Genomic DNA, 12,906 nt, shown 5'->3' with positions numbered 1-12,906 from the left:
AAAAATAAAAACGACTGTCAGCAACTATGCCAACAATCGTTTAAAAATTATTGTAATGTATGTTTTATTCAAATAAAGGTAGATACTGACTATAGCCTTCCTTTTCCATCTCTGGTACTGGAACAAAACGTAAAGCCGCACCGTTGATACAATAGCGTAGGCCTCCCTGTTCAGCTGGTCCATCAGGAAAAACATGACCGAGATGTGAATCGGCTTCTTGACTACGGACTTCAGTTCGTGTGCGAAATAGCGACCGGTCCTCTAATTCTTGTAATGTTGCAATTAGACGCGTAAATGATGGCCAACCGCATCCAGCATCGTACTTATCTTTAGAAGAAAATAGTGGCTCACCACTGACAATATCCACATAAATTCCATCTTCATAAAAATTATCGTATTCACTTGAAAATGGATGTTCTGTTCCGTTTTCTTGTGTCACTTGGTATTGAATCGGCGTTAATTTTTCACGTAAATTAGCATCTTTGGTCATTGTCATTCCTCCTTATAAATTATCCCACAAGTCCATTTAAACGCAATTTGATAAATGATACAAGTAAAACAACTTACCCATTAATCCACTGATTTAATTGTCCAATTGGTAAACCCACCACTGAATAGAAGTCACCTTGGATACCTTTAACGAAAAGAGAGCCCATCCCTTGAATACCGTACGCACCTGCTTTATCACATGGTTCACCAGAGTCAATATATGTCATTATTTGACTATTGGTTAATGGATAAAAAGTCACCTCAACCACTTCCGTATACTGCTTACAATCGGTACCTTGTTGCAAGACTACACTAGTCATAACTTGATGAGTACGACCACTTAACGCTGTGAGCATCGCCACTGCATCGCTAGTCGACACTGGTTTTCCTAAAATTTGTCCATCAACGACTACTACCGTATCACAACCAATCACCCAAGCCTCCTGGTTAATACCTACGATTGCTTGAGCTTTGGCTCGTGCCAGTCGTTCCACATAATCATGTGCTTGTTCATTATCAATCGGTGTCTCATCAATATCAGCTGGGTGCACCTCAAATTGAGGAACAACTCGTTGTAATAATTCTTGGCGCCTTGGTGACGCTGAAGCTAAAATATATGTCATTTTCTTTCTCCCTCACTAGCTCTTGTTAACTATTTCAAAGAGCGTATAATTATTACCATAAATGATGATGTTATTCTTTGTCAATAAGGGGGATAGGTCTATGTTAAAATGGTTCACGGGCGGCAAAGAACGAACACAAACCGCTGTCGCAATTCTTGATGAATGAATTAGTTTGCTAAAAAAGGCTGAAGAACAACCACTCAAAGACTGTTTGCTTAATTATCAAGTCGAAATTCAACAACAACTTATCTCATTTCCGAATTTAGCAAGTCGGTACCAATTAATCATTTCCAACTGCCTAATAAACAATCATCTCGTACTAGATGACCGCCAGGCAAAATTAGCACAAGCAATATCAGATACCTTAAGTATTCGCTATATGTAAATAAAACAAGCTATCAACTAGTTAAGTTGATAGCTTGTTTTGTTTAATGCGGATCTTGGATGCGTTTAAATAACCGCTCCATATCCTGATTTGTAAAATGAATCAACACTGGACGACCGTGTGGGCAGTTATAAGGATTTTCACATAATGCTAAGTCCTGTAACAAGGCTCGTGCTTGTTGCTCATTTAAATAGTGATTAGCCTTAATTGATCGTTTGCAGCTCATCATAATCGCTGTCTTCTCGCGAAAAGAAGCGACTGTGACTTGCTTACCAGATAGAATATCATCTACCATCGCACGAATAATAGATTCTTCTTCACCCGCTGGATACCACGTTGGGTGTTCACGAATAATGAGACTGTTAGGTCCAAATTCTTCCAACTCTAAACCAATATCATTAAACATTGCTCGTTTCTCTTTGATGCGAAGTATCTCATCACGACTATAATCGAGCACAATCGGAATTAAGAGTGGTTGTTTATCCATCCCCACATCGCCTATTTTTTCCCGATAATATTCATATTTAATCCGTTCTTGTGCTGCATGCTGATCGATAATATATAACCCCTCAGTATTTTGGGCGAATAAATATGTCCCATGCATTTGACCAAAGTAGTCTAATTCAGGAAAATCAATGGTACCATGACCAGGTACTGCCTCTGGTTCTGTGCTATCTAATGAAGCCTTACAAGTTAATTCATCTTCAGTTTGGGAATCATCATTAGTCCGTTCTACTGTTAGTTCAGGATTCATAGTTTGTTCGAACGTGTCATTACGTAAGTCGTTTTTTAGCACAGTATTTTTATTAAAATTAGCACTAATTGACTGTTGAGGAGGTGATTCAACAGTATCTGTTTCAGTGACATAAAAATCACCCGTTTTTTCGACTATCTCAGTTTGGTCACGGTGAGACTTTGGAGTTGGACTCAATGTTAATTGTGTTGGTCTTTGCTCCATTGTCCGTTTTTTAAATGGTCCCGTATCGCTAGCAGCAGGAATTAAATTTTCTTTAGCTAAGGTTGCCTTAATTGCTTGAGTAATTAGAATCATTAGCTCTTTTTCTTTACTCAACCTAACTTCTTGTTTAGTTGGATGAACATTGACATCAACTAACAAAGGGTCCATCTCAATTTGTAAAACAGTCAGCGGATAACGTCCTACCATCAACTTGGACCCGTATCCTTCGATAATGGCCTTGTTTAACACATAGTTTTTAATATAACGGCCATTGATAATAATTGACACATAATTGCGACTGGCCCGTGTTAATTCTGGCAGTGAGATGTAACCAGTTAACTTAAAATCTAAATCCTGACTAGCAACTGGTAACATTTTTTTAGCAGTTGCTACTCCATAAATCCCTGCAATTGTCTGTTTTAGGTCACCGTTTCCAGTAGTCGTCAGCATTTTATTACCATCATGAACTAGCCGAAAAGCAATATGGGGATGACTTAGAGCGAGTCGATTGACAATGTCACCTGCATTAGCCAACTCTGTCTGCAACGTTTTAACATACTTCAATCTAGCCGGGGTATTGAAAAATAAATTTTCGACCGTTATCGCGGTTCCTTTGCGTAGCGAATGAGGTTTATGCTCCAAAATTTCGCCACCACTTAGTCGAATATACGTCCCGTTTGCTTCACCTGTCGAGGTTTCGAGTGTAATTTCTGATACCGATGCGATACTTGGAAGTGCCTCACCTCGAAAACCCAGTGATCGAATACGGAACAGATCATCGCGTGTATGAATTTTACTCGTTGCATGCCGTTTAAAAGCATTTAAGACATCACTAGCCTCAATACCCTCACCATTATCAACTACTTGAATTTTGCGCAGACCTGCTTCCTCCAAATAAATATCAATTTGTGTACTACCAGCGTCTATCGCATTTTCGACCAATTCCTTCACTACTGAGGCCGGGCGTTCAACCACTTCGCCTGCTGCAATTTGATTGGCGAGTATTTGCGATAATTCTTCAATCTTCCCCATATTGCTCCCTCCTAGTCAGTTAATTTTTGCTGTAAATCGTATAATTTGGTCATAGCTTCCATTGGATTCATTGTCAGCAAGTTTAGCTGTTTTAAGCTATCAATAACTGATTGCTCAACTTCTGTGATGTCACCAAATAAGTTTAATTGACTGATTTCGATTTGCTCGTCATTGGATTGATGATCTTCTGAATTAGATTGTTTAAAGACATCTACAGATTTCACTTCTTCAGCAACGACCTCTTTTGCTAAATCAGCCGCGACTTGTTGCTGTTCTAAGTGAGCCAAAATGACACTTACTTGCTCGTGTTAATAATTCATCCGGTAACCCAGCTAATCTTGCAACATGAACACCGTAACTTTTATCTGCCGGCCCATCCATCATTTTATGCAAAAAGACAACTTCTCCATCTTGTTCCACTGCACCAACGTGACAGTTTTTTAATCCGTCAAGGGTTTGCTCTAACACGGTAATTTCATGATAATGTGTTGAAAAGAGGGTTTTTGCTCTGACATGTTGATGAATGTATTCAATGATGGCTTGAGCTAACGCCATGCCATCATAAGTGGCCGTCCCACGGCCTAATTCATCAAATAAAATCAAACTATTAACTGTTGCATGGCGTAGTGCCTGATTAGCTTCCATCATTTCAACCATAAACGTACTCTGACCAGAAATCAAATCATCCGAGGCTCCAATACGCGTAAAAATTTGGTCGAAAATTGGTAAGATAGCTTTTTCCGCAGGGACAAAACAGCCCATTTGCGCCATCACAACGATTAATGCTAATTGTCGCATATAGGTACTTTTACCAGACATATTTGGCCCAGTAATTAGTAAAATATCAACTGCATCAGGCATCATGACCGTATTAGGAACATATTCTTGATGTCCTACAACTTTTTCCACCACTGGATGACGCCCATCAACGATTTCTAAATGATGTTGATTGGGTGTCATAGTTGGTCGAACGTAATTATAAGTTTCACTGACCATCGCAAAACTTTGTAGTACATCCAAAGTTGCTACTGCTCCGGCCAATTGCTGCAAGTGGCTGATATGTTGTTTAATTTCTTCACGAACAGCTAAAAATAAATGGTACTCTAACTCTTGTGACTTTTCTTCAGCTTCCAAGATTAATGTTTCCATCTCTTTTAATTCTGGTGTAACATAACGCTCCGCATTAGCTAAGGTTTGTTTTCTTTCGTAACGTCCTTCAGGAATCTCTCCTAGATTACTTTTCGTAATTTCAATAAAGTAACCGAAAACACGATTAAATTTAATTTTTAAAGTTTTAATCCCTGTTGCTTCACGCTCTTTCGCTTCGAGTTCGGCTAGCCACTGCTTGCCATTACGCATTGCATCACGGTATGTGTCTAATTGTTCATGGTATCCATCACAAATCAAATTACCCTCCGTTATTGACAATGGTGCCTCTTCATTAATCGCACAACTAATCAAATCTGACACCTCAGGTAATAGTGCCAAATCCATTAGCAACTCTTCCCAGATACCTTCAGTGTTCAAGCCTTCTAGTGTTTGGCGTAACTGTGGAATTTGACTTAATGATTGTTTTAATTGTAATAAGTCTCGACCATTGACATTCCCAAATGAAATACGCCCCACCAAGCGTTCTAAATCGTACACTTTTTTTAGATTTTCTTTAATCTCCAACCGTTCAAAATATGCATTTAAAAGACTTTCAACCATATTTTGTCGTTCATGAATTAAGTTACCTTGAATCAATGGACGATCCAACCATTGCTTTAGAAGTCGACCACCCATCGCCGTCTGTGTTTCATCTAGTAACCAAAGTAGCGTACCCTTTTTTTCACCCGTCCGAATAGACTTCGCTAATTCAAGATTATACTTAGAATAATAATCCATTTTCAGGAAATGGCTTGGCTCATAAGCAATAGCCTGCTGTAAATGGCCTAAGTGTCGTTTTTGAGTTTCACTTAAATAAGCAATTAAGTTCCCAGCAGCTTGACTCGCCAATGTATCGCTTAAATTAGCTGTTAAATAACTAAGTTCTGCATTTGGTGTCATCAGATCTTGTCTTGAAATTAGAATAGATAGTTGCTCTAATTTCTGAATCAACTCCGCAGGAAGATCAAAATTGACGACGATTTCTTTTGTTTGAAGGCTCGTGCATTCGTTAATGACACTATCGCTATCAAATAGATGACTCGCTTTTAATTCACCTGTACTTAAATCAGCATAAGCAAATCCATATCCAGCTTGTTCGCCTTCATGATACAAGGCCGTTAAATAATTATTCTCTTTGGCATCAAGTTCTTTTCCTTGAAGAACCGTCCCTGGGGTAACTAATTGAACGACTTCGCGTTTGACCATGCCTTTTGTCGTTTTTGGGTCCTCTACTTGCTCACAAATAGCGACTTTAAAGCCTTTTTCAATTAAGACATCAATATAACCCTGTGCCGCATGATGAGGAACACCACACATTGGAATCGGATCATCTGCATTACGATTGCGACTCGTCAAAGTTAACTCTAAAATCTGTGCTGCCTTTTCAGCATCTTCGTAAAACAATTCATAAAAATCGCCTAACCGGTAAAATAAAAAGGCATCAGGATACTGGGCTTTAATTCCTAGATATTGTTCCATCATTGGTGTGTTTTTCGTCTTTTGTGGCATCTTTCATACCCTTTCTTACTTTTTAATTAAACGTTCTTCAATTCCGCTATTAACTTCAGTTTCTAATAGATGTGTTAAGTGTTGTAATAAATCATTGGCTTCGACTAATTTGTCACGATAATCAATCACAAGCGGATGATTATCAAATTCTTTTTGTTTGGCATTTGCTTGACGTAAAGCTTCTTGTTCAGCAACGGGTTTGTCATAGTGTGCAAATGCAACAGCCTCTTTTTGGTGCTGTTTAATTTCGTCTACTAACTTCTTAAGCCCCTCATGCTGATCAATTCGCTGTTCAACTGCTTGGTAAGCCTTGATTGTATCATGATTATTTAATGACTCAATTAAACGGGCTAACGCTTTTTTTACATTATCTTCGTAATCATAACTGATTGTTGTCATTAGCATCTCTCCTCACATTTAGTCACGAAACGGTCGGTCTGGACTAATCATTTGTGCCTCAATTTTTTTCGCCTTGCCTGTCTGATCGTCAATGTCAATCACACAATAAGATAACATCGCACGACCATCTGTAACAACTTCAAATCTATGTGGTAAAGCCGTTTTAAATTTATCAATGACAGCTGGGCGTTGCATACCTAAAATCCCGTCATAAGGACCGGTCATCCCAACGTCTGTTAAATAAGCAGTCCCATTAGGTAAAATACGGCCATCATTGGTTTGCACGTGGGTATGCGTCCCTACTAAAGCTGAGATACGACCGTCTGTATACCATCCCATTGCTTGTTTCTCACTCGTCACTTCTCCGTGGAAATCGACAAAGATTAAAGGTGTACGTTGACGTGCTTCCGTAATTAATTCATCCATCACAACAAACGGATCTTCAATAGGTGTCATAAATGTCCGAGCTTGGAGATTAATTACCGCTAATTCAACTTGATTTACTTTTACAAAAACCATACCCACACCTGGCGTCGTTTCTCGTGGATAATTAGCCGGGCGAACTAATTTCTTAGCATCATGAATAAATTCAAAAATCTGATGATTATCCCACGCATGATTTCCCAATGTCACAACATCGGCACCATCTTGTAAAAAACCTTTATAAATTTTTTCTGTAATTCCACGACCGCTAGCGGCATTTTCCCCATTCACAATTGTCACTTGTGGACGATATTTTTTCTTCAACTTAGGTAAATATGTGGTAATTGTCTCTCTTCCTAATGACCCTACAACGTCACCAACAAATAATAATCTCATCTAATTTTTTCCTCTTTTCTAGTTACTACTTGTTACAGTTTATCAATATTTACTAACAAATAAAAGCTATCAACTGTTTGAAACAGTTTACAATACCTTTTATGTCATAATATGTTAAAATATAACCAATTATTCATGAAAGGAAGTTACCTATTATGAAGCAAGCAATTGTGGTCTTTGGTGGTAGTGGTTTTGTTGGTCAAGGCATCTGTCAAGAGGCAATTAAACGTCGATTACCAGTTATCAGTATTTCTAGGCATGGTAAGCCTCGAAAAGAGCAACCCTGGATGTCGCACCCACTGATTACTTGGGTACAAGCCGACATTTTTAACGAAGACACGTGGTCTGGTTACCTTGACAATAGTTTAGGTTGCATTAATTTAATCGGTATTCTTTTTGAGAATAAACGTAGAGGTCTAACTTACCAACGGTTAATTGTTGATGCTAATCACGTCATAGCTAACGCTTGTGAACGTGCACAAATCCCGTATTTATTTATATCGGCAAAAACTGGACCTTGTGGTTACTTAGCCGCAAAAAAACAAGCGGAACATGACTTGTTTCAGTTAACTAATCCGATTATTATTATACGACCGGGCTTAGTTGTCACCAAGCAAAAACCACTAAAATGGCTGCAAGGTGTTGGTATTAAATGTGCCAGCCATCTACCATTAGTCAATCATTTGGCAGATGACGCCTATCCCGTACCATTACAGCGGTTAGCCGCTGATAGTATTAATTATCTACAACGCGGAACAAGTACAATTGTTGCCGACATCAAGTAAGTATTAAGGAGAGACACATGAACATTTTAATTACAGCTGGTGGGACAACAGAAAAGATCGATAACGTCCGTCATTTAACTAATCAAGCTACAGGGCGCTTGGGAAAAGAATTGGCCGAAGCCTTGAAACATGACCAAGTGACAATTGACTATATCTATGGACCACAAGCCATTTTACCAACGATGGCAGAACCAACATCGATTATCTTTCACCCAATCCGTTCCGTTATGGATTTATATGATACAATGGAGCATCTATTGACCGAAAAAAACTTTGATTTTGTTGTCCATAGTATGGCTGTCAGCGACTATAAATTATCCCATATTGCAAATGAACAGTCACTTGCGACAACTTTAGCAGCGGAGATTAGTCAAAAACAACCACAATCTGAAGCAGATTTAATAGATTTAATCCAGCAAAGCTTAGTCCAGGCTCATCGGTTCCCACAACCAACAAGTAAAAAAATTGACTCATCAGCGGATGAATTAATTTTATTTTTAGAAAAAGCACCTAAGGTTATTCAGTCAATTAAAAAATGGCAACCAAACACGACATTAATTGGGTTTAAACTTTTAGTTGGTGTTACTGAAGAACACCTTGTTGAAGTCGCTCAAAATAGTTTAACCAAAAATCATGCTGACTATATTTTAGCTAACGACTTAGAGCACATTACAGATATCTCACACTTAGCTTTATTAGTTGATAGTCAAGGAATTGCCGAACGTTTCACAACGAAAGTCGAGATTGCACAAGGACTACGACAAGTAATGCTTAATAAAAAGGAGAATTAATTTATCATGTCTAGAATCTTATTAGGAGTCTCTGCAAGTATTTCTGCATACAAAGCTGCTGACCTAATTAGCCAATTAAGAAAATTAGGTCACACTGTTGAAGTGATTATGACTGACAATAGTACCAAAATTATTCCAGCCTTGACCTTGCAAGTGCTATCTAAAAATTTGGTTCATACTGACGTCATGTACGAACAAAAACCGGATGAAATTAATCATATTGATTTGGTCAAACGTGCGGATCTATTTATTATTGCACCAGCAACCGCCAATATTGTTGGGAAATTAGCTAACGGTATTGCTGACGATATGTTATCAACCACTGCTTTAGCTGTCCATGATGTACCCAAACTAATTGCACCAGCCATGAATACCTATATGTATACTAATCCTGCAATGCAAGATAATTTAACAACATTACGTCGCTATGAATACACAATTATCGAACCCAAAGAAAGCTTGTTAGCTTGTGGTGACTACGGTCCTGGTGCCCTAGCCGATATTCCTGTCCTGATTCAAGCGATTCAAAAACATTTAGATTTAAAGGAGTCTCATCGTGAAAACTAGAGAATTAACGTTAACTGCCATCTTCTTATCAATTATTTTATTATTTGCCTTTACACCTCTAGGATTTATTAATTTTGGTGTCATTAAAGCCACGCTAATTCATGTTCCTGTCATTATCGGTGCCATTGTATTAGGTCCGAGGGTCGGAGCCTTTCTAGGATTAGCTTTTGGCCTCATCAGTATGTTAAATTCGGCAATCAATCCTGGACCTTTATCCTTTGTCTTCTCTCCCTTTATTCCAATTATTGGGACAGATCACGGCAGTTTATGGGCGATTGTGATTGCTTTTGTTCCAAGAATTTTAGTTGGAATTATTCCTTACTATGTTTACAAATTACTAAAAACACGTTTACCAAAAATGAAAACTAGCTTGTCGCTTTTAATTGCCGGAATTTGTGGTTCTTTAACAAATACGTTACTTGTTATGAACTTCATTTATTTTCTCTTTAACCCTGCCTACTCACAACTAAATGAAGGTTTAGTTGGCGGTAATCTTTATAAATTGGTTTTAACAGTGATTATTACCAATGGTATTCCAGAAGCAATTATTGCTGGACTAGCCACGAGTGCTGTAGCAAGTGTCTTAATCAAATTAACTCAAAGAAATCGGACTTAAGTTGGACGATTTCCTTGAGTTTTTTTTATATACTTTAGTTAACATCAACACAACGGAGGCGAAAATCATGAGTCTGAAACGTATTGTCCTAACACTGCTGGCTGGCTTTTCATTAATTTTTGGTTTAATTTGTTTATCAACAGTGTCAATTACCTTATTTTGGATTGTCTCATTTGCTGGCCTACCACTAACAGTTCTCTATCTATTTAGTGATTACTATAAAATCGAACAAACCTAATGAATACATAAAGGGGGAGGCAACTAATGGCCAAAAAATTTATTTGGCTTCTTTGGATAATGATGCTAGTTGGAATTAATTATGGTGCATTTACCTTAGCAAGCTTTTCATTATTCGTAACGTCAGAAAGCACTCCACTTCTTTCTATTGACTATTTAATTGCTCTACTTATTGTACTAATTGCCAATTTTGTTTCCATTCAAACCTTTATCGCCATACGCCATCAACAAAAAAAATTAATGATTCTTGGCTTGATTATTGGTTTCCTACAAGCAATCAGTTGGAGTCTTATTCAGTTCTCAATTACAATGGTTGCTTTTTTACCTGTTTATTTAATGATTACAATTATTGGCTTTATCCTATTAATCATCTCAATTAGTAAAGTCATACAAACTATGAAAATCACTTAAACTTAGCGCTTAAGAAAAACTTAACGTTTTCTTTGCATGATTCTAGCAATTTGGTAACAAAAAATTCACACTTATTGACTATGATTTGTATATACCAACAAATAACCCTAACAAACTTTTTCATTTTATTTACTCCTCCAAAGTAAATAAAACAACTCCTTTCCTTGAGTACAAATGTACTCAAGGTTTTTTTTTATAGTTGCATGTTATAATTTATCAAAAAGAACTAAAAGGAGGACGACATGCCTAAAAAGAAACTATTAACATGGTTCTTCAGTGGCTGTATCTTGCTATTAATGAGCTTAGCCATTTATCAAACCTTTAACTATTCATCATACCAAGAAACAATTGCTAATATTACTAAAGTAACCATAACAAATCAAGAGAATCGGCAGGATGAAAAGCAAAATACTGACACTCACTATGAGCAAACTTTAACGCTTAAAATATTGAATGGTTCACATCGTGGCGAAACCATGACAACGATTAATCACTACTCACAGTCCCAAATTAGTAATCATCCATATCATAAAGGGAACAAAGTCTTTGTTAAAATTAATGCCACTACGCCTAATGCCGTTACCATAATCGATAGAAAACGTGACACAGCTTTACTAATTTTAACGACCATTTTCCTCATATTCTTATTTATGATAGCGAAAAAACGTGGTCTGTTTATTTTTATTAGCTTATGCCTAAATAGCATAATAATTGGCTTACTATTAATCTTTTACCGACAACAACCTAATAATTGGCTGTTACCGTTGATTGGTCTCATCAGCCCTTTACTCATCTTAAGCACACTCTTTTTGCTTAATGGCTGGTCAAAAAAACTCAGATTGCTGCAACTGCTACCTTAATTGGAACTCTTTGTACCTTCATAATTGGCTATTTAGTAATTACATTACTTGGACATCAAGGATTACATTATGAACAAATGGAATTAATTACAAGACCACCACAGATTATTTTTTTATCGAGCTTATTAATTGGCTGTTTAGGTGGCGTTATGGATATTGCTGTCACCATTACAGCTGCCTTAACTGAAGTCAAAAAACATCAGCCGAAAATCTCAAAAGCGCAATTAATCCAAGCAGGAAAGTCAATCGGTCAAGAAATAACCGGACCTATGACCAATATTATGATTTTTTCTTACCTCAGCGGTGCGATTCCGCTAATCATTATTTTCTTAAAAAATAAAATGTCTTTCAATTATACTTTTTCGATCGTTCTTTCATTAGAATTAGCACGCGCGTTAGTTGGTAGTATTGGTATTGTCCTTGCTGTGCCTTTAACAATTTATTTAGCAAGCTATTGGCTCGGATTGAAGGAGGGAAAAATCGATGTCCGTTAATACTGTATTACTACTAATTTTAGGTTTATTAATGTGGCGTATTGGTGGGAAAACAGGGCTAAGTACGTTTATTGTTCTCTTAATTAATTTAGTTCTAATGTTTGTGGCCGTCATTTTAATACGATGGGGTATTCCCATTTTTTGGTTAACTCTCGGGACTAGTTTATTAATTAGTGCAATGAATTTATTTGCTATTAATGGCTATTATCCCACAACCAAATATGCGTTTTTTAGTAGTCTAATTGTCCTCTTAGTCATGATGAGTGGTATTTATTTTTGTGTGACTCAAATGACGCTTCAAGGCTTACCTAGTGAAGAATTAATGGAGATGGATATGTACTCTTTAGACATTGGTGTCTCGTTTGTTTCAGTTAGTGTATCTGTACTAATTATGAGCCTTGTGGGAGCAATTAATGATGTCGCGATTTCTATTACGTCTGCTCTAGCCGAATTAAAAAAGGCCACGCCGGATATCTCACAAAAAGATTGGTATCAATCGGGCTTACATGTAGGTATTGACGTTCTGGGTTCTACTTTAAATACTCTGATTTTTGCCATCATTGGAAGTCAGTTAGCGCTCTTTATTTGGATTACCGATTTAAACTATTCATTATCAGACTTATTGAATTCCAAATTAATCGTAACTGAATGGGTAAGTATTATTATTAGTGGTGTGAGTATCGTTTTAACTATTCCAATTACAACTTACTTGATGACACATCACAAGAAACATTATTAAAAAAGATAGCTTCCTTCATGATGAGGAAGCTATCTTTTTTTAT

At 37.2% G+C, this 12,906-nt stretch carries 15 protein-coding genes and 1 pseudogene; 10 read left to right on the top strand and 6 right to left on the bottom strand.

The window, feature by feature from the left end:
- Positions 1 to 64: 64 nt before the first annotated feature.
- Positions 65 to 496, bottom strand: coding sequence for a peptide-methionine (R)-S-oxide reductase MsrB (gene msrB / locus BW732_RS06980; protein ID WP_162494394.1), 432 nt, complete (start codon positions 494 to 496; stop codon positions 65 to 67).
- A gap of 67 nt (positions 497 to 563) precedes the next feature.
- Positions 564 to 1,112: a Maf family protein gene (locus tag BW732_RS06975; RefSeq protein ID WP_077276071.1), complete on the bottom strand. Its 549-nt coding sequence runs from the start codon at positions 1,110 to 1,112 to the stop codon at positions 564 to 566.
- Between the two features lie 172 nt (positions 1,113 to 1,284).
- Here BW732_RS06975 and BW732_RS11355 point away from each other — a divergent pair, with 172 nt between their 5' ends.
- The gene (locus BW732_RS11355) at positions 1,285 to 1,497 is read left to right on the top strand and encodes a hypothetical protein (RefSeq protein WP_126844496.1); all 213 of its coding nucleotides are present in this window, start codon (positions 1,285 to 1,287) and stop codon (positions 1,495 to 1,497) included.
- Positions 1,498 to 1,540: 43 nt separating this feature from the next.
- On the opposite strand, the gene mutL is transcribed toward BW732_RS11355, so the two are convergent.
- From mutL to BW732_RS06955, 4 genes and pseudogenes are all read right to left on the bottom strand, one after another.
- Positions 1,541 to 3,487 carry a DNA mismatch repair endonuclease MutL gene (mutL, locus tag BW732_RS06970; RefSeq protein ID WP_077276070.1) on the bottom strand — a complete coding sequence of 649 codons (1,947 nt, stop codon included), beginning with the start codon at positions 3,485 to 3,487 and terminating at the stop codon, positions 1,541 to 1,543.
- An 11-nt stretch (positions 3,488 to 3,498) separates the two neighbouring features.
- A pseudogene (gene mutS / locus BW732_RS06965) lies at positions 3,499 to 6,145 on the bottom strand (DNA mismatch repair protein MutS).
- Between the two features lie 15 nt (positions 6,146 to 6,160).
- Entirely contained in the window at positions 6,161 to 6,544 is a 384-nt protein-coding gene (locus BW732_RS06960; protein WP_077276069.1) for a YlbF/YmcA family competence regulator, read from the bottom strand.
- 18 nt (positions 6,545 to 6,562) lie between these two features.
- Positions 6,563 to 7,363 carry a TIGR00282 family metallophosphoesterase gene (locus BW732_RS06955; protein ID WP_077276068.1) on the bottom strand — a complete coding sequence of 267 codons (801 nt, stop codon included), beginning with the start codon at positions 7,361 to 7,363 and terminating at the stop codon, positions 6,563 to 6,565.
- Positions 7,364 to 7,518: 155 nt separating this feature from the next.
- On the opposite strand from BW732_RS06955, the gene BW732_RS06950 reads away from it, so the two are divergent.
- From BW732_RS06950 to BW732_RS06915, 9 genes are all read left to right on the top strand, one after another.
- The gene (locus tag BW732_RS06950) at positions 7,519 to 8,148 is read left to right on the top strand and encodes an NAD-dependent epimerase/dehydratase family protein (RefSeq protein ID WP_077276067.1); all 630 of its coding nucleotides are present in this window, start codon (positions 7,519 to 7,521) and stop codon (positions 8,146 to 8,148) included.
- Positions 8,149 to 8,165: 17 nt separating this feature from the next.
- Positions 8,166 to 8,939: a phosphopantothenoylcysteine decarboxylase domain-containing protein gene (locus BW732_RS06945; protein ID WP_077276066.1), complete on the top strand. Its 774-nt coding sequence runs from the start codon at positions 8,166 to 8,168 to the stop codon at positions 8,937 to 8,939.
- A gap of 6 nt (positions 8,940 to 8,945) precedes the next feature.
- The gene (gene coaC, locus BW732_RS06940; RefSeq protein ID WP_077276065.1) at positions 8,946 to 9,506 is read left to right on the top strand and encodes a phosphopantothenoylcysteine decarboxylase; all 561 of its coding nucleotides are present in this window, start codon (positions 8,946 to 8,948) and stop codon (positions 9,504 to 9,506) included.
- On the top strand, positions 9,493 to 10,122 hold the full coding sequence (locus BW732_RS06935) for an ECF transporter S component (protein ID WP_077276064.1): 630 nt from the start codon (positions 9,493 to 9,495) through the stop codon (positions 10,120 to 10,122). Before coaC ends, BW732_RS06935 begins: the two co-directional genes overlap by 14 nt.
- A gap of 67 nt (positions 10,123 to 10,189) precedes the next feature.
- Complete coding sequence (locus BW732_RS11420; protein WP_161485531.1) at positions 10,190 to 10,360, top strand: hypothetical protein; 171 nt, start codon at positions 10,190 to 10,192, stop codon at positions 10,358 to 10,360.
- Between the two features lie 26 nt (positions 10,361 to 10,386).
- Positions 10,387 to 10,770 carry a hypothetical protein gene (locus tag BW732_RS06930; RefSeq protein ID WP_077276063.1) on the top strand — a complete coding sequence of 128 codons (384 nt, stop codon included), beginning with the start codon at positions 10,387 to 10,389 and terminating at the stop codon, positions 10,768 to 10,770.
- A 242-nt stretch (positions 10,771 to 11,012) separates the two neighbouring features.
- Positions 11,013 to 11,630: a YibE/F family protein gene (locus BW732_RS11685; RefSeq protein WP_077276062.1), complete on the top strand. Its 618-nt coding sequence runs from the start codon at positions 11,013 to 11,015 to the stop codon at positions 11,628 to 11,630.
- On the top strand, positions 11,591 to 12,124 hold the full coding sequence (locus tag BW732_RS11680; RefSeq protein WP_077276061.1) for a YibE/F family protein: 534 nt from the start codon (positions 11,591 to 11,593) through the stop codon (positions 12,122 to 12,124). Before BW732_RS11685 ends, BW732_RS11680 begins: the two co-directional genes overlap by 40 nt.
- Entirely contained in the window at positions 12,114 to 12,863 is a 750-nt protein-coding gene (locus BW732_RS06915) for a YibE/F family protein (protein ID WP_077276060.1), read from the top strand. The genes BW732_RS11680 and BW732_RS06915 overlap by 11 nt, the downstream gene beginning before the upstream one ends.
- Positions 12,864 to 12,906: the final 43 nt, after the last annotated feature.

Source organism: Vagococcus penaei (genome assembly GCF_001998885.1).
Taxonomy (GTDB): domain Bacteria; phylum Bacillota; class Bacilli; order Lactobacillales; family Vagococcaceae; genus Vagococcus; species Vagococcus penaei.
This window is presented reverse-complemented; position numbering and strand designations above follow the sequence as displayed.